Source organism: Roseburia hominis A2-183, from assembly GCF_000225345.1.
Taxonomy (GTDB): Bacteria; Bacillota; Clostridia; order Lachnospirales; family Lachnospiraceae; genus Roseburia; species Roseburia hominis.
Window position 1 is genome coordinate 27,501 of record NC_015977.1, and the last position, 26,444, is coordinate 53,944.

Here is a 26,444-nt window from a genome sequence, read left to right on the forward strand (position 1 = left end):
CATACAGAAGATTTTGATGAAAATGATTTTTTATCAAGACATCCGAGAATATCGTAAACAAAGTTTACGACCAAACCAAACGAACGAAAGTTCAAGATCGAAGCAATTCGATCCGCGTTATTAAACGCAAAGACCCAGTTTCTAACGCTATAGAAACTGTAAACGAGGTCAAGCAAAAAAGAGCGCAGGGTGGATGCCTTGGCACTAAGAGCCGATGAAAGACGTGATAAGCTGCGAAAAGCTACGGGGAGGAGCAAATATCCTTTGATCCGTAGATGTCTGAATGGGGAAACCCACATGAGCATACCTCATGTATCCATACGCCAATCCATAACGTATGGAGGGGAACCCGGTGAACTGAAACATCTAAGTAGCCGGAGGAAGAGAAAGAAACATCGATTTCCAAAGTAGCGGCGAGCGAAATGGAAAGAGGCCAAACCGGAATGCGTGCATTCCGGGGTTCGGACCGCATAATTGATTCATTGATCCTAGCAGAAAGGTTTTGGGAAAGCCTGCCAGAGAGGGTGAAAGCCCCGTAAGCGAAAGGAAAGATGACATGGCGGAATCCAGAGTACATCGAGACACGAGAAACCTTGATGGAATGAGCGGGGACCACCCCGTAAGCCTAAATACTCCTTAGTGACCGATAGCGCATAGTACTGTGAAGGAAAGGTGAAAAGGACCCCGGGAGGGGAGTGAAAGAGAACCTGAAACCCTGTGTTTACAAGCTGTGGAAGTGCTTTATATGCACAACCGCGTACTTTTTGTAGAACGGTCCGGCGAGTTACGGGTACCGGCAAGGTTAAGCACTTAAGGTGTGGAGCCGAAGGGAAACCAAGTCTGAATAGGGCGTCAAGTCAGTATCCGTAGACCCGAAACCGGGTGATCTACCCATGTCCAGGTTGAAGTTGCCGTAAAAGGCAATGGAGGACCGAACGCACATCCGTTGAAAAGGGTGGCGATGAGGTGTGGGTAGGGGAGAAATTCCAATCGAACCCGGAGATAGCTGGTTCTCCTCGAAATAGCTTTAGGGCTAGCCTCATTTTAGTCTTATGGAGGTAGAGCACTGAATTTCCGCGGGGGCGTCAAAGCTTACCAAAGAATATCAAACTCCGAATGCCATGTAGATGATGAATGGGAGTCAGACTGCACGAGATAAGTTGGGCAGTCAAAAGGGAAAGAGCCCAGACCACCAGCTAAGGTCCCAAAGTGTGTGTTAAGTGGAAAAGGATGTGGGATTTCAAAGACAACTAGGATGTTGGCTCAGAAGCAGCCACACATTCAAAGAGTGCGTAACAGCTCACTAGTCGAGAGGTCCTGCGCCGAAAATGTCCGGGGCTAAAACACAACACCGAAGCTGTGGAATCACGTAAGTGATTGGTAGAGGAGCATTCTTAAGACCGACGAAGCTGTACCGGAAGGAGCAGTGGAGGGATAAGAAGAGAGAATGCCGGAATGAGTAGCGAGAGAGAGGTGAGAATCCTCTCGGCCGAATATCCAAGGTTTCCAGAGTAAAGCTGATCTGCTCTGGGTAAGTCGGGGCCTAAGGAGAGGTCGAAAGACGTATCCGATGGACAACAGGTTTAGATTCCTGTACCACATATGAACAGAACTGTGGGGACGCATGTGGAGAGCACGAGCCGGGAATGGAAATACCGGTACAAGCGGAGAAGGAGTCTGGTTGGCAAATCCGCCAGGCAATCCGAAGACGTGATGTGGAGCGAATTAAAGTAGCGAAGCGTGTGAGCCATGTGCCGAGAAAAGCCGCTATTGTTTCATGTGTGCCCGTACCGTAAACCGACACAGGTGGATGAGGAGAGAATCCTAAGGCCGGCGGAAGAAGCATTGTTAAGGAACTCGGCAAAATGACCCCGTAACTTCGGGAGAAGGGGTGCCTGCTAACGCAGGCCGCAGAGAATAGGCTCAAGCAACTGTTTAGCAAAAACACAGGTCTATGCGAAACCGAAAGGTGAAGTATATGGGCTGACGCCTGCCCGGTGCTGGAAGGTTAAGAGGAGAGGTTAGCGCAAGCGAAGCTTTGAATTTAAGCCCCAGTAAACGGCGGCCGTAACTATAACGGTCCTAAGGTAGCGAAATTCCTTGTCGGGTAAGTTCCGACCCGCACGAAAGGCGTAATGATTTGAGCACTGTCTCGACAATGCATCCGGTGAAATTGAAGTACCAGTGAAGATGCTGGTTACCCGCGCCAGGACGGAAAGACCCCATGGAGCTTTACTCCAGTTTGGTACTGGGATTCGGTACTGCATGTACAGGATAGGTGGGAGACTAAGAACTTGGGACGCCAGTTTCAAGGGAGTCGCTGTTGGGATACCACCCTTGCAGTATTGGATTTCTAACCAGCCGCCGTGATCCGGCGGTGGGACAATGCCAGGCGGGGAGTTTGACTGGGGCGGTCGCCTCCGAAAGGGTATCGGAGGCGCTCAAAGGTTCCCTCAGAATGGTTGGAAACCATTTGAAGAGTGCAAAGGCAGAAGGGAGCTTGACTGCGACACCGACGGGTGGAGCAGGTAGGAAACTAGGACTTAGTGATCCGGTGGCATAAAGTGGGATTGCCATCGCTCAACGGATAAAAGCTACCCTGGGGATAACAGGCTTATCACTCCCAAGAGTTCACATCGACGGAGTGGTTTGGCACCTCGATGTCGGCTCATCGCATCCTGGGGCTGTAGCAGGTCCCAAGGGTTGGGCTGTTCGCCCATTAAAGCGGTACGCGAGCTGGGTTCAGAACGTCGTGAGACAGTTCGGTCCCTATCCGGCGCGGGCGGAGGATATTTGAGAGGAGCTGTCCTTAGTACGAGAGGACCGGGATGGACGGACCACTGGTGTATCTGCTGTCGACCAACGGCATGGCAGAGTAGCCAAGTCCGGAAGGGATAAACGCTGAAGGCATCTAAGCGTGAAGCCCCCCTCAAGATGAGATATCCCTCACATAAGTGAGTAAGATCCCTTGAAGACTACAAGGTAGATAGGGCAGAGGTGGAAGCACGGTAACGTGTGGAGCTGACTGTTACTAATCGATCGAGGGCTTGACCAAAAAGTTTGTTGGATGATTTCTGTATGAAGTTTTGAAGGTACAATTTAAAAAAGTATTGCAATTATAACAATTTTGTTATATAGTAAATGACGTACTAGCTACGTCATTTTGTGTCATTTTGTATCTTTCAGTTAGTATTCCTCGATAGCTCAGTCGGTAGAGCACGCGGCTGTTAACCGCGCTGTCGTAGGTTCGAGTCCTACTCGGGGAGTTTTTTTATCAGTAATTTTGTAAAGCGGGCATCATTATTCTGTCCGTGCTTAAATATGGCGACTTAGCCAAGTGGTAAGGCGTGGGACTGCAACTCCCTGATCGTCGGTTCAAATCCGTCAGTCGCCTCTGTAAAGATCTCGAAGATTTTTTCGGGATCTTTTTTTGTTTAAAAATCACTCTGCATCTGGATTGTGTGGAAAACGGATCGCAAATTTTTTAGATTTGTTTATAAAAATATAATATGACACTGTTTAGAAACCGTGTTAAAATTATCACAATATATAAGAGAATAAACAGGAAAGGGGAGTCAGTATGAATGAAGTAAAAACACCGAAAAAACCTCTGATCTTCTATTATGTTATGGTTTTTCTGCTGTTGATGATGCTGAATTTTATGGCGATTCCGTGGATGGCAGAGCGTCAGGTCAGGGAAGTGGACTATGGAACGTTTATGACCATGACGGAAGATAAAAAGATTGCAAAAGTCGAGATCGATGAGAGTGAGATCGTCTTTACGGACAAGGATGGAAATATTTACAAGACGGGTCCGATGAATGATCCGGATCTGGTACAGCGGCTTCATGATTCCGGAGCGGAGTTTGCAAGTCAGATTGTAGAGCAGATGTCTCCGTTTTTAAGCGCATTGCTGGGCTGGATTGTGCCGATCGCCATTTTCATGATAATCGGCCAGGTTATGTACAAGCGTCTGATGGACAAAGCCGGCGGCGGCGGGAACGCGATGATGTTCGGTATGGGCAAGTCGAATGCCAAAGTATACGTAAAGTCTTCGGAGGGAATCAAGTTCACAGACGTGGCAGGCGAGGATGAAGCGAAGGAGAATCTGACGGAGATAGTGGATTATCTGCATAATCCGGACAAGTACCGGGAGATTGGTGCATCCATGCCAAAAGGTATTCTGCTTGTCGGCCCTCCGGGAACCGGTAAGACGATGCTGGCGAAGGCTGTCGCCGGAGAGGCGAACGTACCGTTTTTCTCGATGTCGGGATCTGAATTTGTGGAAATGTTTGTCGGCATGGGCGCTTCAAAGGTGCGTGACCTGTTCCGCCAGGCGAAAGAGAAAGCACCATGTATCGTATTTATTGATGAGATTGACGCCATCGGCAAAAAGCGTGACGGAAATATGGGCGGAAATGATGAGCGTGAGCAGACACTCAATCAGCTTCTCACGGAAATGGATGGTTTTGAGGGCAACACAGGAGTGATTATCCTGGCGGCAACGAACCGACCGGAGTCTCTGGACCCGGCACTGACGCGTCCGGGACGTTTTGACCGGCGTGTACCGGTAGAACTGCCGGATCTAAGCGGCAGAGAGGCAATTCTTAAGGTACATGCAAAGAAGATCAAAGTATCGGATAATGTGGATTTCAACAAGATTGCCAGAATGGCGTCCGGGGCATCCGGAGCGGAGCTGGCGAATATTGTAAATGAGGCTGCGCTGCGCGCGGTGCGTGATGGCAGAGCCTATGCGACACAGGCGGATCTGGAAGAGAGCATCGAAGTTGTCATTGCCGGTTATCAGAAGAAGAATGCGATTCTGACAGACAAGGAAAAATGGACGGTGGCTTATCACGAGATCGGTCATGCCCTTGTAGCGGCAAAGCAGACCAATTCCGCTCCGGTACAGAAGATCACGATTATTCCGAGAACTTCCGGTGCGTTGGGTTATACGATGCAGGTAGAGGAAGGTACACATTATCTCATGAATAAGGAAGAGATTGAGAACAAGATCGCAACGCTGACAGGCGGTCGTGCCGCGGAGGAAGTGGTATTTGATTGTGTTACAACAGGTGCTTCTAACGATATTGAGCAGGCGACCAAGCTGGCAAGGGCGATGATTACCCGTTATGGTATGAGTGAAGAATTCGATATGGTGGCGCTTGAGACAGTGACCAATCAGTACCTTGGCGGCGATGCATCCCTGGCATGCTCAGCAGACACGCAGGCACAGATCGACAGAAAAGTAGTGGAACTGGTAAGGAAGCAGCATGAGAAGGCGGCGAAGATCCTTAAGGACAACCGCGCAAAGCTGGATGAACTTGCGAAATATCTCTATGACAAGGAGACCATCACAGGGGAAGAATTTATGAGCATCTTAAATGCACAGGATGGGCAGACCGTGGAAAATTAGAGAAGCTGCGGGAAAGAGCAGTAAATATTGCATAATAAAAGCTGTCACAGGAATAGAACCGATAAAACGGGATACCTGCGGCAGCTTTTTTCATTATTGCAAGAGCTGTACAATGATTATCACGATCCAGACGATCATGTAGAGGGCCATTCCAACGTTTAACACGGTTGTGGAAAAGCGTTTTCCTTTCGGAATCGTGTTCATTCCAGGCAGGAAGCGGATTTTCTTCAGATTGACGATAAAGAGAATAATACCAGCAATCGCCACGCCGAGCAAAAGGAAAATGTAAATAAAGTAAACGATCAGTTTTCCAAAGTTTCCTGTCATGTAGGACATCATGCCTGCAGGATCGGAAGCGATGGAGAGAAAATCATCTCCCAGCCATTTCAAGATCGCCACACCGAGTACAGAGCCGAGGAAGTTCACCAGCATGTGTAACCCGATCGTGTAGCGGATATTGCCGGTTTTGACATAGATAAAGCCGAAGCACAGGCCGAGAACGAAAGCATAGACGAACTGGTTCAGATTTCCGTGAAACAGTCCGAACATCAGGCCGGAGAAAAGCACAGCTACGCCCTCGCCGTACTGTACAAGGCGGTCAATGAGAAGCTTCCGGAAGATCAGCTCTTCGGCAACCGGGGCGCAGAGTACCATGATAAACAGATTCACCCAGAGATTGGAGCTTGTGGCGACTTCAAGCATGGTGTTTGTTACCGGGCTTCCCTTCAGGATACTGATCAACTGTGTCAGGACAAGACCGGTATAATTGCTCACATACATGGCACCATAGCACATGAGAAAAGCGATCAGCCACTGACCGAAGGTCATGTGTTTTTTGGGAAGGGTCACAGCCGGAATCCTCTTGATCAGAAGTGCCATGACCGGCATGGCGATCACATACATAGGAATCATAACAATCAAAAGCGCGTAGCTCGTGCTGGAAAGCAGATCCGGATTGATCGCGTTTGCGATTCCGCTTGCGCCGAACTGAACTCCATAGATGAGCACGGTTCCAATCAGAAACATCAGACCGATGCGGGAAAATTGTCGTCTGGCATCTGCACAGACAGTATTGGGTGTGCCGGTCATATAATCCGGCGTCATTTCTTCGTTCATATAATCCTCCAATTCCGCAGACGTTGTGTGTTGAAGAAACCGGGAGCCAGAGCTTCCGTTCCATCGACGGTTGAGGCTGCTTGTGACATCTGCGACACAAAGAGCCATGCATTGACAACTTTACTTGTCAAAATAATTATATGTATGACAAGTAAAGTTGTCAAGTAAAATAAATAAGAAAATCTTTCGAGACAAACCATGCACTTATCGGTTATAATAAAAAGGAAGACGTTATCGGAGGAAGATTCATGAGAAAATTATGGATAACAGGCTGTATCGCGATGATCTGCATGGGAATGCTGACAGCCTGCGGTGGAAATAAAACGGAGGTTGTACCGATCGAGGATACGGAGGAGGCAGAACGGGAAGTACCTTACGCAATGTACATCAACCGTGTGGAAGGCGGAAAGGCATCGGTTACGATCTCAAATTATACGGATGAGGAGATTCTGTACGGAACCGATTTTCATCTGCAGAAATATATCGGGAGCGACTGGGTGGACGTGTCGACGCTGGTTCCCAATTACAGGTTTAACGAGGGGGTCTATTCCATTCCGGCGCACAGCAGCGTGGTCACGGATGTCAAATGGGAGTGGCTGTACAGCACGCTGACGGACGGGGAATATATGCTGACGAAGACAGTGCTTGATCCGAAGGAAGACGGAACTTACGATCAGGCAACGATGTATGTGACATTTGTTTTTGGAACGCCGTAGGCGGCAGATGCTGTTTATTTTAAAAATATGACTTGACGGGAGACAATGGTTTTGTTAAAATCTCTGTGTGTCTGATGTGATGCTTCCCGGCAGAAGTGATCTGTCATAAATGACGGGAAGCTGCATATAATAGGCATATAAGAGAGATAGGGCGACTTAGCCAAGTGGTAAGGCGTGGGACTGCAACTCCCTGATCGTCGGTTCAAATCCGTCAGTCGCCTTTGGGTCAGTAATGGCGTACGAGAAATCGTACGCCTTTTTACATGTTATCTTATTTTACATCAAGATCAGAAAAAGAAATGACGTTGCGCCAGGGGATGCAATGTTTTTTGGAATACAATATATGGTACTTAAGATATAAGGAAAACCTTGAAAAAAAGACTTCAAATGTATATGATAGAACTATGGAGAAAGGACGGTTTTCTGGGGGAGGGGACTGTACTATGGTGCAAAAGATAAAGGACTTTGTATTAAAAGACGTGCAGAGCGAGAACGAGACGAAGAAGACGGCGGTTACGCTACGGATCAGCGCATTGATGCTGTGTCTGTACTTTTTAAGCCTGTTTGCTGTATTCTGCGCGATTAAGGATATCCGTTCAGCGGTGATCTGCCTGGTGTGTATAGGATGTTATCTCGTATCTTTTTACACGACCTATCTGAATCATACGAAGTTTGCATCGATATTTTCGCAGGCGCTGATGGCGCTATGGATTCTGATTTTTATCTGGGAGTATGGCTGGGACTGCGGTGTACAACATTTTGTGTTTGTGCTTCTGGTTCTCAATTTTACCGTGAGCGCGGGAACGATGGGAATGAAGATCGGCGCTGCGGCACTGGCATGTGCGTACCGTATTTTTCTGTATGCCTATACGAACAGGTATGATCCGGTGACAAATATTTCTGTGGATACCGGTGTTCTTTTTCAGATTATCAATACGCTTGCTATTTTTGCGGAATTGACGGCAATCATGATCGTGTTTACCAGAGATTCGCAGGAGATGGAATACAAGCTTGTAAAATATAATGAGAAGCTGGAACACATGGCGTCCATCGATCCGCTTACCGGCCTGTACAACCGCTGGAGCATGCGGTCGTATCTGGAGAAAATCGCCGGAAAATATGCGTCCGGAGAGATTGGATATGTGTCAGTTGCAATCGGCGACATCGATTTTTTCAAAAAGACAAACGATACCTACGGGCATGATGCCGGGGATATGGTGTTGAAAGAACTGGCAAAAGTTTTTCTGGAGGCGATGGAAAAGGAAGGAAAAGTCTGCCGCTGGGGCGGAGAGGAATTCCTGTTTGTATTTCAGAATAAAAACGGCGATCAGGCGAATGAGGTACTTCACGATATATTGAAGAGAATCCGCGGCATGGGCATTCCTTATCAGAGCGATTGGATTCATGTCACCATGACATTTGGACTGGAGGAGTATAGCGGAGAGAAGGATATGGAAACGATCATCCGTGCTGCGGATCAGAAGCTTTATCATGGGAAAGAGAACGGGCGGAACCAGATTGTATATTAAGAAAAGACGGGGAGAATAGACAGATGCTGACAGAAACAATCACAATACAGGTGGAGGGATCCCAGCCGGGTGCAAGACTTTGTATCTACATTCAGGAAAAGAGCAGGGAGCTTCGGATTAAGGAGCGGCCGCTCATATTACTGTGTCCGGGAGGCGGATACGAATGGACCTCGGACCGGGAGGCGGAGCCGATGGCAGTACAGTTTCTCGCAATGGGATACCATGTTGCCGTGCTGCGTTATTCCTGTGCGCCGGCGGTGTTCCCGACAGCGCTTTTAGAGTTGGCGGAGGCGATGAAGCTGATCCATGCACACGCTGCGGAATGGGGTGTTAAGAAAGAGCAGATTTATGTAGAGGGATGCTCCGCGGGAGGTCATCTCGCGGCAAGTCTGGGCGTATTCTGGCACGAATCCTGGCTTTCCGAGAGAGCCGGCGTGGCAAATGAGATCCTGCGTCCGGCGGGACTGATTCTCTGCTATCCGGTTATCACGTCTGGCGAGTATGCACACAGGGGATCGTTTGAAGCTCTGTTAAAGGGACAGAAGACGGAGGAGATGATGGAAAAAGTCTCACTGGAGAAGCAGGTGACAGAGCACATGCCGCCGGTATTTTTATGGCACACGTTCACCGATGACTGTGTGCCGGTTGAGAATTCCCTGCTGCTTATCGCAGCGATGCGCAAGGTGAATGTGCCGGTGGAATTTCACATGTATCCAGCAGGCGGACACGGGTTATCGACCTGTACGGAGTTATCCATGAATGTGGATGGCTATGGTGTGCAGGAGCAGTGCCAGAGCTGGCTTCCGCTGGTGCGAACCTGGCTGGCAGAAAAAGTGCGTTGCAAAACTGAGACAAATATGTTAGGATAGCAACGGATTAAAATAAGAATGGAGGTGGCAGCATGACTGACGACAGTTGCGGACGAAGTAATCATATTGTCTGTGGGGAAAGAATGAGCGGCAGTCTGCCTGCCATTTTTTGATCGAAGAACGATTATCGAGGATATCTTTTTTTCTTATGCTCTGTATTCACAGACAATATTTCCAGACAACATAATCAAATCATGCCGAAAACAAGGAGACAGCCGTGCGCTGTCTGTATCAGAATGCCATAAATAACGTGGCGTTCGTTGTTTGCGTGCACATTTTGTCCCGGCAGAATGTGACAACATCGGAAAGGAAATGGTGGCTTGCATGAAAGAGCAGATGACAGAGAAAAAGAAACTGGAAGATGTGACGGAAGTTCAGATGAAATATCAAAAAGAGATCGAGGCGATTGTACGCGGAATGTCATCCCCGAAGGTGATGCGTGACAGACTTCTGGATTATCATGAGAATGATATTGCGGCGGCGCTCGAAGACATGAATCCCACCGAGCGGCAGCGCCTGTACCGCATTCTAAATGCGGAGGAGATCTCGGAGGTTCTCTCCTACATCGATGAGGAGGAGATTCCGTTCTATCTGGAAGAGATGGATATGAAGAAAAAGGCAGCAGTCGTCTCGGAGATGGACGCAGATGAAATTGCCGATCTGCTGCGCCAGATGGACAAAAAAGAACGCGAGACGCTGACGGAGCTGCTCGATGAGGAGGTACGGCATAAGATCGATCTCATCGATTCTTTTGATGAAGAGCAGATTGGAAACCGGATGTCCACCAACTATGTGGAGATTCCGTCTAATGTGACCGTAAAGCAGGCTATGCGCGAGTTGATCCGGCAGGCGGCAGACAATGACAACATATCCACACTTTACATTGTAGATGAGAACCGTATCTTCTGCGGTGCGATCAGTCTGAATGATCTCATCATCGCGCGGGAGGACACGAATCTGGAGGATCTGATCGTGGTGTCCTACCCGTTCGTCTATGCCACGGAGGAGATCGCGGACTGCATCGAATGGATCAAGGATTATTCCGAAGATTCCATTCCAGTTCTGGACGAGGAGAACCGGATCATCGGAGTCATCACCTCGCAGGACATTGTTGAGGTGGTCGATGACGAGATGGGCGAGGATTATGCCATGCTCGCCGGTCTGACTGCGGAGGAAGATTTGGAAGAGCCGTTAAAAGACAGTATCAAAAAGCGTATGCCGTGGCTGATCGTGCTGCTCGGACTGGGACTGGTCGTGTCCTCCGTTGTGGGGATGTTCGAGCACGTGGTCGCAGAACTGACAATTGTCATGTGCTTTCAGTCGCTGATTCTCGATATGGCGGGAAATGTGGGAACGCAGTCCCTGGCTGTGACGATCCGTGTGTTGATGGATGAAAATCTCACTGCCGGGCAGAAAGTGCACCTGGTCTTTAAGGAAGCACGCGTCGGACTTAGCAACGGTCTGATCCTTGGTATGATGTCAATTATCCTGATCGGGTGTTACATTTACTTTTTCAAGTCCGGCTCCCTGCAGTTCGCCTTTGCGGTGTCCGGCTGTATCGGAGCGGCGTTGATCCTTGCCATGCTGATCTCAAGCCTGGTGGGAACGCTGATCCCGATGTTTTTCCACAAAATTCATATTGATCCTGCCGTTGCATCCGGACCGCTCATCACGACGGTCAATGATCTGGTGGCGGTAGTGACATACTACGGGCTTGCGTGGCTCTTTTTGATCGAGATGCTGCACTATTGAGGGGGACGAACCGGTCTTTATCAGGAGAGCGGTTCGAACACAGCCTGGATATCGGCTCCGCTTTCGGGCAGAGTCACGCTGGTGGAAGGGTCTGTGATGTGTTCTCCGTTGATCAACCACTCCTTCAGCCGGTATCCATCCATTGGTTCTGCTGTGACAGTGACAGGATAGTCGGTGTAGTAGTTGCCGCTCCAGCTGCCGGAGGATAGATCCGGTGTGATCGTATTCAGCAGGATCTCTCCCATAGAGGCGTCATTGACCGAGAGGGTCACGGGCACGAGAGTGCCTGTCAGGGAAAAGGTTTCTGCGAGAGAGTCGTTGATATAAGCGGGGCGGTTGGCAAAGTATGCGTCCATCATATCAGGATCGTCGATATAGCCAAGACAGGTATCCATCGCCGCGCGCACGGTCGCGTAGGAAAAGTTCTGGTTTTCCAGGTCGAGGAAGGTCGTTACAAACTGTTGGCGGAAGGAGGCATTTGCGAGCAGGGATTTGAACATCGTCTCTTCCGTCTGGATTACGACAGCTGATTCTGTATCGGAAAAGCTGTTTGTGGCATAGTTTTCGACACCGCCGAAGGAAGTGAGAGACAGATCGACATCCATCAGGGAAAAACGCCATTTTCCATCGGCGTAGGGGTTTGCAGCATCGGTGCTGTCCGAACGCCACATGACCTGATTTTTCGATTCCGAAAAATCAAAGTTATTGATATAGATCTGGGTTGCATAATAATCAATATAACTCTGGATATCCAACTGTGAGCATACAGTATCATAGTTTTCTGAAATGCTTAGATCATTTGCATCCATATAAGCCAGAAGCTGTCTATAGTCTTCCAGAGAATATGCAGATCCCGAAAAAAGTTCCCCGTCTTTTAAAATCGTGACGTTGTCGTCATCGACCTGGTAGTGCCCCGCCAGATAATCTGTATCATAACGCTCAATCATATAATAAATTCCCCAATATTCCCCATCAATAAATACAACACATGGAACATAATCCTGGGTTCCCATATTACGGTCGGCGACGAGCGAAGGAAGAAACTGATTAATAAATGTTCCTCGGCGCAGGATAACAGAGTTGGGATAGATGTTATTGCTGAAGATCGGGTAGGTGAACAGGCTGTTTCCGTCATATTTTTTTCGGGCATACAGGCGGAGACTTTTTCTGGAATCACCGCGGGAAGAGTTTCCGTTGATGCGGATTCCACCTTCCTGTGAAAAGGCATAGGTCTTATCCATATTAAAGTAGTCAATATGCACCGGACGTTCCCAGTCACTTCCCGTCTGCATAAAGTTGGCATCCAGTTCATTTCCCGATTCGTAGTAGGAATCTCCCAGAACATAAATACCGGTTTTGGAATCGAACAGGTTGGAAGGATCCGTTATGAGTGATACAACGGAGTAACCGTCATAAAAGCCATCGTAGCCCACAAAATAGGTCTCGGTCACAACATCGGTTGATACACCGGCATCATTGATTCCAACTGCCCGGACGATATAAGCCTGGTCGGGCACATCGCCGGACACGTTGTTGCCATCAACGGAAAATATCGTCTGGTTTGCATACTTTTTTTCTGGGGAGGAAACGTTTGTGACGGCAAGCGGAGCCGTGTAGTGCTCGCTGGTCTCATCCGGAAGCGAGCCATCCAGCGTGTAGTAGATGGAAAAACCATCCGGTGCAGATAATGTCAGTGAAAAATCATCATCGTAAAAGCCACTGGGGGCAGAAAAAGTGACGCAGTAGTCATCCACGTACTCTGTCTGTGAGCTTTCATCCGAAAGTGCGGGTGTTGCGTTTAAATATTGTATTCCCATCAGAATTCCCACTAAGAGAAGAAACGCGGGGAGTACAAAAATATATTTTTTGATCTGATCAAATGATTTCATAAGAGTATCCTCTTTCTCCTGTCTAATCGGAAAGTCCCTCTTCTGTGAGGAGATCTTCCAGGTAGCTTAAAATAAATACGGAGCGGTCGCGGAAGAACTGCGAAAATTCGCCTTCCAGATTGTCTGTATCCTCTTCCGGGTAAGTGGTGCCGGCAAGGAGTGCCTCTGCCGCAGCCTCGTTCAGCCGGTTTTCAGCAAGATCTGTGAAGTATTCCGAAAACCGGTCACGGAAATCGGGGTTCTGAAGGAGTACTTCAAACAGCGGATCAGTATCCTGCACGTGGGAAAATGTATTGGTCAGAGTATTGCTGTTTTGGGTAAAGAGAGCCCGGGACAGTCCGGTGATCTCATAATGCCATTTTCCATCGGAAAAGGTATTTCCCGGATCAACTGTTTCACTCCGCCAGACAAGGCAGGAGTCATAAGGTGAAAAATCATTGTCATTCAGAAGAATGTGCAGCACATAGTAGTTGATCAGGCTGTCAATATCGATCTTTTCACAGAAATTTTCATAGGCAGCAGGATCGGTCAGACCGTTGGCTGTGGCATCTGCGATGAGTGCGCGGTATTCCAACAGTCCATAGGAAGAACCGTATGTCAGCTGGTTTTCGGTAAGTATGGTCAGATTCTTCCCGGAGACACCATAGGAAGACTTGAGATAGTTTTCATCGACAGGTTCTGCCAGATAATAGTTCCCGTAAAATGTGCCATTCAGGAAAACACTGCATGGGAGGAAGGAGACAGTCTGTATATTCTGCTGTGCCAGAAGCGTATAGAGCAGATACTGTTTATCTGCTCCGTGTAGAAGGAGCAGTCTGTCATGTTCTATACCATTACCGAAAAAATCTGTGGAAAACGTATCCGATCCATAGATATTCCGTGCATAAAGATTAAAATCCAGACACTGCAGATTATTTGACCGCTTACTCACACGCAGTCCGCTGTAAAACGAACTCTCATTGGAACGATCCGGGGAGAAATAATCGACCTGGCATTCCCGTTCCGCTGTGCGGCCGGAGAGAGTTCTGTTTTCACTGAGAAAAATACCGTCATCGCCATAGAGAGAGTCCTCCGGGATGGAGATTGATAAAACGGCAGCATCGGCGGCTTCCGCAGGGAGTGACAGATCGGTTAACGGATAAGCGGGCTCTGCGGGCGCGTCATCCCTGTCCGCCCAGAAAGGAGCAGAGGCAGATGCGTTGTCCGTACAGGGAGTGCCGGTAAGAATTTTCCAGGTGTCCGCGCCGTCCGTCTCTCTGGCATACACGGTGTTGTAGGTGAGAGCAGGAACAGTCACGTAGTCGGTTGTTTTATCGGAGGAATTGCGCAGATAGAGCGTGTCTCCATCTTTGGCGACAGAGCATGGGATTTCCAGAGAAAAGGAATCCTTCGGGGAGACGGTAATACTGGAAGTGTCTGTGTCGGATGCGGCATCATCCCTATGGATCAGCAGCACACGAGCCTGTGGTAACAGACGGATATCTCCAAAGGTGTACGTTCCTGAATCTTTTTTTCCGGTATGCAGGGTCCAGTTTAAAAGAGAAATGGTTGTATCGCCTGCATTATAGAGTTCAATATAATCAGCATATTTCCCGGCAGAATTTTCCACCAGAGAAAAATCGTTGCTGCACACTTCGTTGATCACGATCGTACGGGTATGTGATGCCTTGTGTGTTGCGATCAGGACAAGCAGAGTTGCAGCAACGAGCAACAGAAACAGAAAAAGTTCTTTTATATAGGTAGAAATCTTGAATTTCATCGGAATCTCCAAAATCATTAAAAACGGCGTTCTCCGTCATGGGACAGGATAGAAACATGTGTAACATGGGAAAGTTCATGAAGTGTGGCAAGGAGCGTGGCATCTTCATTTTCTTTACACTTAAATTCGATCACAAGATCCAAACCGTCTTTCGTGAGACTTTTGGATTTTACATCAAAAGATTTGGTGTGGGACTTCACGAGATTTTCAATTTCGGAAAAAGTGTTGACATCGGAACTGTTGACGATTAGAAGTAACGCTGCCTTCGGTGTCGGAACCAGGTCGAGCAGGAATAAGAGAACAGTCAGGATCAGGGAAGCCACAAATGCGATCTCATAGAGTCCGGCGCCACAGATGATACCAATACTGATGGACCAGAATAAAAAGACAAGATCCATAGAGCTTTTGATGGCATTCCGGAAACGGACGATTGAAAGTGCACCGACCATACCAAGTGAGATGACCAGGTTCGACTGCATGGCAAGCACGATGGCAGCAGTGATAACGGACATCAGGGCGATGGATTTGTTAAATTCTTTGGAATAGAAGCTGGACTTCGTTGTCATCCGGTAGATATAAAAGATGTAAAGGGACAGTACAACGGCAAGTCCCAGGGAAATACATACCCTTGCCAGGGAAATGTCAGCGGTAAAATTTTCAAGAACAGAATTCTTGATGATATCTTTGGTGCTCATAAATAACCTCCTCGTATGGATACTTATAATTGGTTGGTAATATCACACGCCTGTCTGCAGAGAAAATATTTGGAGCAGGCGGTCTGGGTCAACGTGTCAAGCTCTAACAGCTGGGCAATGTGATCCGGCAGCAGTTCATCGTATTTTACTTCTAAAACATGCTCATGTGTGGGCAGGACAGGGATGCGGGCATTTTGTGCCGAAAAGAAACCCGATGGATCTGCGATTGCGGAAATATTCCGGTCGAATGTAATACGTACATTTCCGATCGGATAAGTAAACGCAGTACGCTCGTATTCGACGATGACGGCAGGGTGCAGAAACTGCAGGTGCTCTTTTAAGTAAATCTGACTGAGAACGGAAGAATCATTATCTGCAGGTAGAAAGTGCCCGGCAATCAGATCCTCGCACTGACTGCGGGTGATCGGGACTGTAGATTTTTTCGTTTTTCCACGCAATTTTTCTTTGATCTCAAACCGGATATTTGAATCAGAATGATCGTAAATACGGATACGATATTTTTTCCTGTCATCCACGCCGGCAGAATTTTCGTAATAGCACTGATTGTCTGCGGTATCAAAATAGAGACTACTGATCGTATAGGATGAATCCTTCTGATGGACATCATAGGGAAGGATGGCTTTAAGCCGGTGTTTTAAGATCTCCAACTGATAGTCGGAACAGAAATATTTTCTCTCCTCACGGTATTCCATGACAGATACTCCTTTATCATTGAAAAAGAAGGGATATGCAAAATGCAGTCCCCTCTTTGTCTTGTTGTATTCTAGCATGCACTATCTTATTTTACAATGATTTTGACGAATTTCTTCTTGCCGCGTTTTACGACAAGACCGTCAGCACCGAAGGAATCAGCGCTGTAGGTGGTCTTGATATCGGTGACCTTTGCATCTGCAACGCTCACGCCGCCCTGCTCAACGGCACGTCTTGCATCGGAGCGGGATGGAGCAAGCTCTGTCTTCACGAGAAGTGCAAGGATGTCGAGATCGCCCTCTGCAAAATCAGCAGCCGAAAGCTCTACGGTCGGCATGTGTGCGGAATCTCTGCCGCCTGCAAAGAGTGCATGGGATGCCTCGCGTGCCTTGGCAGCTTCCTCCTCGCCGTGTACCAGCTTGGTCAGCTCGAAAGCTAAGATTTCTTTTGCCTGGTTTAACTGTGCGCCTTCCCAGCTCTCCATTGCGTCGATCTCCTCGAGCGGAAGGAAGGTCAGCATACGGATGCACTTTAAGACATCGGAGTCAGCCACGTTTCTCCAGTACTGGAAGAAATCGAATGGGGAGGTCTTCTCCGGATCAAGCCATACAGCGCCGGACTGCGTCTTACCCATCTTTTTGCCTTCGGAATTAAGGAGCAGGTTGATCGTCATGGCGTAAGCGTCTTTTCCGAGCTTACGGCGGATCAGCTCCGTACCGCCGAGCATGTTGCTCCACTGGTCGTCGCCGCCGAACTCCATGTTGCAGCCGTATTTCTGGAATAAGGTGTAGAAATCGTAGCTCTGCATAATCATGTAGTTGAACTCAAGGAAGCTTAAGCCCTTTTCCATACGCTGCTTGTAGCACTCAGCGGTCAGCATGCGGTTTACGGAGAAATGAGCGCCGACCTCGCGCAGAACATCAATGTAATTTAAGTCCATCAGCCAGTCCGCGTTGTTGACCATGAGCGCTTTGCCGTCGGAAAAATCAATAAAGCGGCTCATCTGCTTCTTGAAGCAGTCGCAGTTGTGCTGGATGGTCTCCGGTGTCATCATCTGGCGCATGTCGGTACGGCCGGACGGATCACCGATCATGGCAGTACCGCCGCCGATTAAGGCGATCGGCTTGTTGCCTGCCTGCTGGAGGCGCTTCATTAAGCAGAGCGCCATGAAATGTCCGACATGCAGACTGTCTGCAGTCGGGTCAAACCCAATGTAGAAGGTTGCTTTTCCGTTGTTGATCAGTTCTTTGATCTCTTCTTCGTCTGTTACCTGCGCGATTAAGCCGCGGGCAACTAATTCATCGTATAATGTCATGATGTCAGTTCCTTTCTTTGTGGTTGTAGTTGTGGTTGTCTTTTTCTGGCGGCGGTACAACAGCCGAACAGTGCCGGACCGTTGCTGCCGCACAAAAAACCCCCGTCCTTCAAAAAGGACGAGGGTATAAACTCGTGTTACCACCTTTGTTCACAGACCATTCACACGGTCTGCCTCTGCGAGTGTCCGACAACACTCAGGCGCTTGTAACGTGCGCCGCTACGTCACAGCCTACTATCACATCACCGCAAAAAGAACGGTCATGCAAATTGGGTGTGAAGCTCGGGGATGTATTCGTAATAAGCTTTCCGTGCACCTCTCATCAGCCGGTTGCTTTCTGTTCGTTCCACTTATTCTTACTTCTTCCCGTCAAAGCCTGTGTTCTGCTCCGATTAACGCCATTATAGACGCGGCCGTGCGCATTTGTCAACCGGAAAATAAATATTGTGTATAATTGCGAAACTTTTTCCCAATAATACCAGCATAGAAAAAAATAAGAAAAGAGGTAACAACGATGGTATTAAGTGAAAAAGAGACAGCGGCGATCAAAGATCTCCAGACCCAGGAGAAAACCTGCGTGGAGAAGTATTCCCGATACAGCAAAGAGGCGAAGGATCCGGTTCTCGTGAACCTGTTCACCGATCTTCACAAGAAGGAGCAGCAGCACTTTGACTCGCTGGGACAGGTGTTAAACGGTACCGTGCCGAACTGCAACTGCAACGACAGCGATGGAAAGAATTATAACCCGACCGCCACCTACTCCCTCGCGGAGTCCGAGGACAAGAAAAACGACTGCTTCCTTGCGACTGACTGTATCGGTACCGAGAAGCTGGTGTCTTCCGAGTATAATACCGACGTGTTTGTATTTGCCGATCCGGGCGTCCGCAAACTGCTCGCAGACATTCAGGTGGAGGAGCAGAATCATGCGGAGATGCTCTATAAGTATAAGACTGTCAACAGCATGTCATAAAGCAGACAAAGTATCATGTATAAGAGAAGTCCCGGTGCAAAGAGTTCCGCACGCGGGGCTTTTTTTAACTTATAGGATTGGGGTGTCAAAAGGTTTATAACCTTTGATATAAATTTGTACCTTGAAAGCTTAACACGATATGTAAAAACATTGGATTCTTTGGTAAAATGCAGGCAGCATTTTATGAGGTCATCCATATGTCTTTTGTTAAAAATGATAATCAACAGCTTACTGTTTTAGACAGCACTTTTCATCTTACAGACAGATAAAGTTGTTCCTGCTATTGATGAAAATATTTTTTCTGTTCTTTACAGTGAAAAAGCATCCAGACCTAATACTCCGGTCAATGTGATTGTTGGGCCACTGATTCTTAAAGAAGCTCTTAATGTTACTGACGATGAGATCGTTGAAGCTAGGGTATTTGATATCCGCTATCAGTATGCGCTGCACACAACCAGTTTTGGAGAGCAGCCAATTAGTGACAGAACCCTCACCAGGTTTAGAGCAAGAGTTCTTTCTTACGAAACAGAGCATGATGTTGATCTTATTCATGAATGAGGGGTCAGGAGAGTTGAGAGTGTCGAGGGCACTTTTTTTATGTCAGTGGTCTGGTGCTTTCTCCCTGGATGATAACAGGAAGCGTTGTATAGCTTTGGATGAGAAGCTCCGGGTTCTGAAGCTTACGGATCATCATGGAGCCTGCCTGCACACCGGTATCATAGACATTGATATCTACAATGGTAAGCTGTGGGTCGATGATGCTGGAATATGGGTAGACGTCAAAGGTAAGTATGGCAATGTCATCCGGGATGGAAAGCTGCCGGTCTTTGACTGCCTGGATGACACCTAATGCGAGGGTGTTATTTTCACATACAATAGCGCGAGGCGGTACAGGCTGTGTCAGCATATCAGAAGTAACAGAATAAGTGTGCTGCCAACTGGAATCGGTATTTCCGATACGGGCAGCCGGAATGTGAAAGCCTCTGTCTAACATGCCTGCCATAAATCCTTTTTGACGCTGGGCAGAAATATAATCGGTTTTGCGCTCTCCGATAAAGGCAACATCTGTATAACCACAGGCTATCATGTGGGCAGCGGCATATTCACCGGCAAGGGCGTGGTTGGTATCTACCCAGCATAAGCAGCTTTCAAAACTCGGATGTCCAATGATAATGTGTGGAAAGCCTGCATCCAGAATAAGATTTGCAATTTCTTTATTAATGGCAGAGCCGTGGATGATAAGACCATCGGAGGAACGGCTTGTGATAACTTCGCTGACTTTTTCTCCGGGATAGTGCTCTTCAGAAGTGTTGACAAGCGTTAGGGAATAGTTGTTTTCGGACAAGGTATGGTGTACGCCGCACATAATGTCAAACATATGCGGATTCCGATAAGCAGTATCTTTCTCCAGATTGGTAAGATAGACAATATTGGAAGTAGCACCTTTTGCAAAGTTTACAGCCCGGGAGTTAGGGGTATAATGAAGCTTTTCAATTGCTGCATGAACCTTTTCCACAGTGGCTGGGGATATGGTGGTCCAGTGATTTAAAACTTTAGAAACAGTGGATTTGGAAACACCGGCTTCATTGGCAACATCATTGATGGTAACAGACATAAAATACCTCCTAAAAAAATGTATAAATTTACAAATACAATATAGCGGTTTCCTAACAAAGTCAATCATTTTTGACAAATAAACATTGTAAACAATGGGAAGAAGTGATAGATATAGACTTAGCAAGAGGAACAAATTGCATGAAAAAAAGAAAATAAAGAAAACGGTTTCCTAAAGAAACCGGAAAACGGAGGTATTTTTATGAAGAAAAGGGTGTTGAGTCTGTTGCTCTGTACCGCAATGACAATCGGCGCATTATCCGGTTGTGGAAAAGATGCAGGAAAAGACGAAGGACAGACTACAGAAGTACTTGGAAATGATGCAGGGGATGAAATGACAGAAGTAAAAATCTGGCATGATGGGGATGAGAATATCATGCAGACCATTGCAGATTGTGCGAATGAGAAACTGGCAGAGGATAATATCAAGGTTACCTTTGAAAAGAAGAGTGGTCTGACCGACCAGCTTCAGTTATATGGAAATGATGAATCCAACGGACCGGATATGTATCTTTATGCACATGATTCATTGGGAACATTTGCAGAAATGGGAATTTTAGCTCCGATTACGGATGTTATCAGTGAGGATGTAATGGCAGATTTATTACCGATGACCGTAGAAGCAGGTAATTATAAGGATACCCAGTACCTGCTGCCGGTTTATTATGAGACATTGCTCTTTATGTATAATAAGGCAAGATGGGAAGGTGATGTGCCGGAAACAACAGATGAACTGTATGATTATATGGTAGCACATACCGATGTGGATGCAGGAACTTATGCACTGGTAAATCAGCATTCTACCGCATACAATGTGGCACCGGTGATCAATGGTTTTGGTGGATATATTATTGATAAGGATGCAGATCCTGGATTAAATACAAAGGAAACCAAGGATGCTATCGCGTACAATCAGAAATTTGCAGCATTGGAGGCAGATGGAGATTACAACACAGTAACTGCATTATTCAATGAAGGTCAGGCAGCAGCAATCATCGGTGGACCATGGCTGGTATCCGGAATCAAGGCGGCGGGCATTGACCTTGGTATTAAATCCTTAGCGGATTTTAAACTTCCGAATGGAAACGGACTGGCACCATATTCTGGTGTACAGAGCATTGGTGTCTTAAAATATGCAGCAGAAAATAAGAAAGAAGCAATTGCAAAAGCATTAGAGACAATTGCAAGCCCGGAAGTAGGTATTGCACTGGCGAATAAATCAAACTGTGCACCGGCAAACAGCAAAGCATATGATGATGCAGATGTTGCTGCAAATGAGATGATTATGGCAATGAAAGCAACTGCAGAAACTGCACAGCCTATGCCAAACATTCCTCAGATGAGCGTTATGTGGGGACCGGCAGAAGCATTTTTGGCGGCAGTCAACAAATCCGGGGAAGATATTGACACTGCAGCAGAAACTTATCAGCAGGAGGCATTGGATGCCATTGCTGATATGCAGTAAGAAGGAGTTTATTTAGAAGCAATAAAGAGGAAAATCAGGAAGAGAAGTGTGTATATGAAGATCAAACGGAAATTAACACCATGGCTTTACAGTATGCCGGCGCTGATATTGATTGGAATGGTTATTGTATTCCCAATTATTTATACGGGTTATATATCACTGACCAATATGAATCTTTTTCACTGGTCAAATTATGAATTTATCGGACTATCCAACTATAGCAGGGCATTATTAAAGGCAGACTCCGGTTTCCTTGGAGCACTGTTTACAACATTACTTTGGACCGCATTAAATATGGTGATACAGGTAGTTGTGGCATATTTTATTGCATTGGGATTTCAAGGAGAAGATTTCAAGGGAAAACGTGTATACAAGACCCTTTTGATGTTTCCGTGGGCAATGCCTGCATATGTGTCCATTCTTTTGTGGAGAGTAGGCATTTATAACACAGAGTTTGGTCTTCTGAATAAGATTCTGGTGGCACTTGGCTTTGGAAAGGTAAATTTCCTTTCCACCAATGTGCCGGCATTTCTCTCCTGTATGACCTTAAACCTGTGGATGGCATTGCCGTTTATGATTATGATGATAGACGGTGCACTGTCCAGCATTGACCGCAGCTATTATGAAAGCGCAGAACTGGATGGAGCAGGTTTCTGGTCAAAGAACATCCATATTACCGTTCCGGCAATGAAAGGAATTATTGCACCGGCGGTTATTATGACGACATTTACCACATTTAAGCAGTTTGATATCGTATATCTTCTTACGATGCAGAAGGGAGCATATTCAGGAGCAACCTTACAAACCGTAATTACCTATGCACAGCAGAATGCGTTTGTTTCAAATAACTATGGGCTGTCCTCTGCGGTATCCATGATTATCTTTTTCCTCATCATGGTATTTTCGCTGTTTACCAATCGAGGGGTAAAGGAGAAAAATTATGACTAAGAAAAAGAGAAAACAGATTTTACAGCGTAGCGGATTACATATTTTTTATATTATACTGTGTCTGCTGGCACTGGTGCCGATTTTATATGCGTTGAATCTTTCCTTTGAAAGGGGAAGTGGAGCATTGTCCTCTGGATTATCTTTGTTTCCAAAGGAATTTACACTGGATAATTATAAAAATATACTGACGCAGAAGCCGTTTTTGCGGTGGTTTTATAACTCTGCCGTATTAAGCTTCTTTACAATGGTCATTGCTATCGGATTTGCCGTGGTGTCATCTTATGCATTTTCAAGATACCGTTTTAAAGGAAGAAATGGCATTTTAAAATTACTGCTTCTCTTAAATGCATTCCCACAGATCCTGTCCATGTTTGCATTATTCCGTCTTTTAAAACAGATGAATATGCTGGACACGAAACTGGGACTGGTGATTATTTATGCGGGAAGCATGTGCATCTTCTCTATCTGGAATATGAAGGGGTATTTTGATACCATTCCGGTAGAAATTGAAGAAGCATCGAAAATTGACGGTGCATCGGATTTCCAGCTGCTGTGGAAGGTAGTAATGCCGCTGGCTCGTCCGGCAATCATTGTAACTTCTGTGATGGTACTTATTTTTGTATGGAATGAATATCTGTTTTCCACAACATTTCTACTGAATGAAAACAGTTATACACTGGCAGGTGGATTATATCAGTTACAGTCCAGCGATTACACCAGAAGCTGGGGAATGTTTTCCGCAGCCGCTATCCTGGTATCTGTTCCAGTGCTGATTATTTTCTTCTGTATACAAAAGTATATGGTATCCGGTCTTACTGCAGGTGGTGTGAAAGGATAGAAATAAAATGGAAAAAGAAGCAATTTTGCATATTCCACTGTCACAATTTGCCTTTGCAGAAAAAGAAGACCGGCTGGTAATAAGAATCCGTTGTAAAAAGGACGATTTAAAACGGTGCGTGCTGTATTGGGGAGACCGGGTGGCGATGGAAGAGCCACTTCCGGTGAAACAAAGTGAAATGGAACATGTGGCATCCGATATGCTTTATGATTATTATGAAGTTAAGATTACATCTCCGTATACCAGGGTATGCTATTATTTCCGGTTAGAGGACGATACAGAAAGCCTTTATTATTATGGAAGAGGATTTGCAGAGAAACTGTCCTGTGGCAGGGCAGAATATTTTCAGTTTCCATATATTCGAAGAGAGGATATTTTAGATATCCCGGAGTGGGCAGAAGACATTGTTATGTATCATATTTTCCCGGACAGTTTTGCAAATGACAGACGGGAACTGAAGGAAAAAGCGACAAGGCATATGCTTTTGCCGGATGAAAAAAGCGACAGCAATGGAAAAATTTTACCGGACCGGATTTGCAAGAATCATCTGGGTGGTACACTGAAAGGAATTTGTGAAAACCTTGACTATATCGAAAAGCTTGGAATTAACTGCATTTATCTGAATCCGATTTTTGAAGCGGCGTCTTATCATAAATATGATACCATTGATTATTTTGAAATCGACCCCTGTCTTGGAAATAAAGTGGATTTAAAAGAACTGGTGCAGCAGTGCCACAAGAGAGGAATCCGTGTTATTTTAGATGGTGTATTTAATCATTGTGGAGCAGATTTCTTTGCATTCCGGGATGTGCGGCAGAAGGGAAAAGCATCAAGATATTATAACTGGTTTTATTATCTGCCGGAAACGATACAGTACGCTGATCCGCCGGATTATGAGGCGTTTGCCTATGTAAAGGAAATGCCAAAGCTTAATACCGGAAATCCTGAAGTGGTGGAGTACCTTTGCAATGTTGGAACTTACTGGATTCGGGAAGCAGACATTGACGGCTGGCGCTTGGATGTGGCAAATGAAATCAATCATGAATTCTGGAGAACCTTCCGTCATGCGGTGAGAGCAGTAAAAGAGGATTTATTTCTAATAGGCGAAATCTGGGAAGAAGCAGGCATCTGGCTTCAGGGAGACCAGTTTGATTCTACGATGAATTATACTTTTTCTTATCTGTGCCGGGATTTTTTTGGAAAGGGAGAACTTTCGGTCAGTGAATTTGATGCCCAGATGCAGCAGATGATTTACCGCTACCCATGGCAGGTGAGTCTGGCACAGATGAATTTTCTGGATTCCCATGATATTCCGAGATTTTTAAGCTATTGCAATGGAAATAGAAAGAGAATGGAGCTGGCATTTTTCTATCTCTTTATGGGGGTGGGCGTGCCATCGGTATTCTATGGGGATGAAGTGTATATCGAGGGAATGAAAGAGCTGGAGTATCGGGCAGCCATGGACTGGCAGGCAGTAATGGAGCAGCAGATAGAAAACAACAGATTACAGGGAAATCTGGCAGAGAAGTTCAGCTGCTGGATTGTACTCCGAAAAGAGCATGTGGCGTTACGCAAGGGCAATTACCGGACAATTTACTGCAATGATATTACAGGAGCATATGTATTTTCGCGTAGTTTTGGGGACGACAAAGTCCTGATATTTTTAAATACCGGCACCGGCAGTGTGACACTGACATCAGTGGAAGTTCCGCAGTTGCAGAAAAAAAAGATAATTCTTTCTTCCTATGAGGGAAAACTTTTGGCTGTTTTGTAAAAACAAAAGATATTTCTATAAATAGTATCGTTCTTTAAAAAAGATAAGAGACATCTTTACATACGTGTGCTATACTTTGGAAAAGAATACATGAAAGACAAATGGGGAATAGAAGTAACGGATAGAAATACGTTCCAAACAGCGATGTTGAAATCGAGTCAGGAGAAAGGCTGGATTCTGTATATGAGTGAAAAAGCAAAAGTATACTTTTCAAAAGAAATCAGCCCGGAGAAGGTATTAGAGATGTATCAGCTTCTCGGGAAGAAGCTGGACGGCAAAGTGGCGATCAAGCTTCACTCCGGTGAGGCGGGGAACCAGAATTTTTTAAAACCGGAATTCTGGAAGCCGGTCATTGATTACGTTGGCGGTACCGTTGTGGAATGCAACACTGCATACGAAGGCGAGCGTAATACAACCGCCAAGCACAAAAAGACGCTGGAGGCACATGGATGGAGCCGGTACTTTAAAGTCGATCTTCTGGATGCGGAGGGACCGGATCTGGAGCTTGCGATCCCGAACGGCAAAGTCATTCAGAAGAACTTTGTAGGAAAAGACCTTGCGGATTATGATTCGCTTCTGGTTCTCTCCCATTTCAAGGGACATCCGATGGGAGGATACGGCGGAGCGCTCAAACAGCTTTCGATCGGCATTGCATCTTCCGCCGGCAAGGCATATATTCATGGTGCAGGAAAGCCGGAAGATATCTGGACGGCAGACCACGACTCTTTCCTGGAGTCTATGGCGGATGCGGCATCTTCCGTTGTCGATTACTTTAAGGGGAATGCAGTTTACGTCAATGTCATGAAAAATATGTCGGTTGACTGTGACTGCTGTGCAGTGGCGGAGGATCCGTGCATGGAGGATATGGGTATCCTGATTTCGACAGATCCGATTGCAATTGATCAGGCATGTCTTGATCTGGTCTATGCGAGTGACGATCCGGGCAGAGATCATCTGCTCGAGCGAATCGAATCCAGACATGGCGTACACACCATCGAGGCGGCCGCAGCCTTAGGTTTCGGAACCCGCGAGTACGAACTGATCACGGTTGCCTAGACCGGGAATCAG

Annotated in this window: 19 protein-coding genes, 3 tRNA genes and 1 rRNA gene; 16 read left to right on the forward strand and 7 right to left on the reverse strand. The window is 46.6% G+C overall.

Annotated elements, in window-relative coordinates:
- Positions 1-166: 166 nt before the first annotated feature.
- From RHOM_RS00145 to ftsH, 4 genes are all read left to right on the forward strand, one after another.
- A 23S ribosomal RNA gene (locus RHOM_RS00145) occupies positions 167-3,055 on the forward strand.
- 138 nt (positions 3,056-3,193) lie between these two features.
- A tRNA-Asn gene (locus tag RHOM_RS00150) sits at positions 3,194-3,266 on the forward strand.
- A gap of 57 nt (positions 3,267-3,323) precedes the next feature.
- Positions 3,324-3,394: transfer RNA gene (locus tag RHOM_RS00155), tRNA-Cys, on the forward strand.
- 186 nt (positions 3,395-3,580) lie between these two features.
- Entirely contained in the window at positions 3,581-5,416 is a 1,836-nt protein-coding gene (ftsH, locus tag RHOM_RS00160) for an ATP-dependent zinc metalloprotease FtsH (RefSeq protein WP_014078248.1), read from the forward strand.
- Positions 5,417-5,509: 93 nt separating this feature from the next.
- On the opposite strand, the gene RHOM_RS00165 is transcribed toward ftsH, so the two are convergent.
- Complete coding sequence (locus RHOM_RS00165; RefSeq protein WP_014078249.1) at positions 5,510-6,532, reverse strand: CPBP family intramembrane glutamic endopeptidase; 1,023 nt, start codon at positions 6,530-6,532, stop codon at positions 5,510-5,512.
- A 248-nt stretch (positions 6,533-6,780) separates the two neighbouring features.
- Between RHOM_RS00165 and RHOM_RS00170 the strand changes: the two genes are divergently transcribed.
- The 5 genes from RHOM_RS00170 (at position 6,781) to mgtE (ending at position 11,398) form a co-directional block, all read left to right on the forward strand.
- Complete coding sequence (locus RHOM_RS00170; protein ID WP_014078250.1) at positions 6,781-7,248, forward strand: immunoglobulin-like domain-containing protein; 468 nt, start codon at positions 6,781-6,783, stop codon at positions 7,246-7,248.
- Positions 7,249-7,398: 150 nt separating this feature from the next.
- Positions 7,399-7,469 (forward strand) — tRNA-Cys (locus RHOM_RS00175).
- Between the two features lie 222 nt (positions 7,470-7,691).
- Positions 7,692-8,777, forward strand: coding sequence for a GGDEF domain-containing protein (locus RHOM_RS00180; protein WP_014078251.1), 1,086 nt, complete (start codon positions 7,692-7,694; stop codon positions 8,775-8,777).
- Positions 8,778-8,800: 23 nt separating this feature from the next.
- Positions 8,801-9,646: an alpha/beta hydrolase gene (locus RHOM_RS00185; RefSeq protein ID WP_014078252.1), complete on the forward strand. Its 846-nt coding sequence runs from the start codon at positions 8,801-8,803 to the stop codon at positions 9,644-9,646.
- A gap of 324 nt (positions 9,647-9,970) precedes the next feature.
- Complete coding sequence (gene mgtE / locus RHOM_RS00190; RefSeq protein WP_014078253.1) at positions 9,971-11,398, forward strand: magnesium transporter; 1,428 nt, start codon at positions 9,971-9,973, stop codon at positions 11,396-11,398.
- 20 nt (positions 11,399-11,418) lie between these two features.
- Here mgtE and RHOM_RS00195 read toward each other — a convergent pair whose 3' ends face one another.
- The 5 genes from RHOM_RS00195 to tyrS all read right to left on the reverse strand — a co-directional run bounded on the left by RHOM_RS00195 (position 11,419) and on the right by tyrS (position 17,767).
- Positions 11,419-13,287, reverse strand: coding sequence for a CotH kinase family protein (locus RHOM_RS00195; protein ID WP_014078254.1), 1,869 nt, complete (start codon positions 13,285-13,287; stop codon positions 11,419-11,421).
- Between the two features lie 22 nt (positions 13,288-13,309).
- The gene (locus RHOM_RS00200) at positions 13,310-15,046 is read right to left on the reverse strand and encodes a CotH kinase family protein (protein ID WP_158307312.1); all 1,737 of its coding nucleotides are present in this window, start codon (positions 15,044-15,046) and stop codon (positions 13,310-13,312) included.
- 17 nt (positions 15,047-15,063) lie between these two features.
- Positions 15,064-15,741, reverse strand: a complete 678-nt coding sequence (locus RHOM_RS00205) for a DUF4956 domain-containing protein (protein ID WP_014078256.1) — start codon at positions 15,739-15,741, stop codon at positions 15,064-15,066.
- A 23-nt stretch (positions 15,742-15,764) separates the two neighbouring features.
- Positions 15,765-16,454: a polyphosphate polymerase domain-containing protein gene (locus RHOM_RS00210; RefSeq protein WP_014078257.1), complete on the reverse strand. Its 690-nt coding sequence runs from the start codon at positions 16,452-16,454 to the stop codon at positions 15,765-15,767.
- 86 nt (positions 16,455-16,540) lie between these two features.
- On the reverse strand, positions 16,541-17,767 hold the full coding sequence (gene tyrS / locus RHOM_RS00215) for a tyrosine--tRNA ligase (RefSeq protein WP_014078258.1): 1,227 nt from the start codon (positions 17,765-17,767) through the stop codon (positions 16,541-16,543).
- 514 nt (positions 17,768-18,281) lie between these two features.
- Between tyrS and RHOM_RS00220 the strand changes: the two genes are divergently transcribed.
- Together RHOM_RS00220 and RHOM_RS17830 are read left to right on the forward strand one after the other, a co-directional pair.
- Positions 18,282-18,737, forward strand: coding sequence for a ferritin-like domain-containing protein (locus tag RHOM_RS00220; RefSeq protein ID WP_014078259.1), 456 nt, complete (start codon positions 18,282-18,284; stop codon positions 18,735-18,737).
- A 348-nt stretch (positions 18,738-19,085) separates the two neighbouring features.
- Positions 19,086-19,295: a transposase gene (locus RHOM_RS17830; protein ID WP_242823152.1), complete on the forward strand. Its 210-nt coding sequence runs from the start codon at positions 19,086-19,088 to the stop codon at positions 19,293-19,295.
- Positions 19,296-19,332: 37 nt separating this feature from the next.
- On the opposite strand, the gene RHOM_RS00225 is transcribed toward RHOM_RS17830, so the two are convergent.
- Positions 19,333-20,352, reverse strand: a complete 1,020-nt coding sequence (locus RHOM_RS00225) for a LacI family DNA-binding transcriptional regulator (RefSeq protein WP_014078260.1) — start codon at positions 20,350-20,352, stop codon at positions 19,333-19,335.
- Positions 20,353-20,553: 201 nt separating this feature from the next.
- Between RHOM_RS00225 and RHOM_RS00230 the strand changes: the two genes are divergently transcribed.
- The 5 genes from RHOM_RS00230 (at position 20,554) to RHOM_RS00250 (ending at position 26,432) form a co-directional block, all read left to right on the forward strand.
- Entirely contained in the window at positions 20,554-21,816 is a 1,263-nt protein-coding gene (locus RHOM_RS00230) for an extracellular solute-binding protein (protein WP_014078261.1), read from the forward strand.
- A 54-nt stretch (positions 21,817-21,870) separates the two neighbouring features.
- Positions 21,871-22,764: a carbohydrate ABC transporter permease gene (locus RHOM_RS00235; RefSeq protein WP_014078262.1), complete on the forward strand. Its 894-nt coding sequence runs from the start codon at positions 21,871-21,873 to the stop codon at positions 22,762-22,764.
- Positions 22,757-23,602 (forward strand): sugar ABC transporter permease, encoded by an 846-nt coding sequence (locus RHOM_RS00240; protein ID WP_014078263.1) that lies wholly within the window; start codon positions 22,757-22,759, stop codon positions 23,600-23,602. Before RHOM_RS00235 ends, RHOM_RS00240 begins: the two co-directional genes overlap by 8 nt.
- A gap of 7 nt (positions 23,603-23,609) precedes the next feature.
- The gene (locus tag RHOM_RS00245; protein WP_014078264.1) at positions 23,610-25,376 is read left to right on the forward strand and encodes a glycoside hydrolase family 13 protein; all 1,767 of its coding nucleotides are present in this window, start codon (positions 23,610-23,612) and stop codon (positions 25,374-25,376) included.
- A gap of 144 nt (positions 25,377-25,520) precedes the next feature.
- Positions 25,521-26,432: a DUF362 domain-containing protein gene (locus RHOM_RS00250; protein ID WP_408639169.1), complete on the forward strand. Its 912-nt coding sequence runs from the start codon at positions 25,521-25,523 to the stop codon at positions 26,430-26,432.
- The last annotated feature ends 12 nt before the right edge of the window (positions 26,433-26,444 follow it).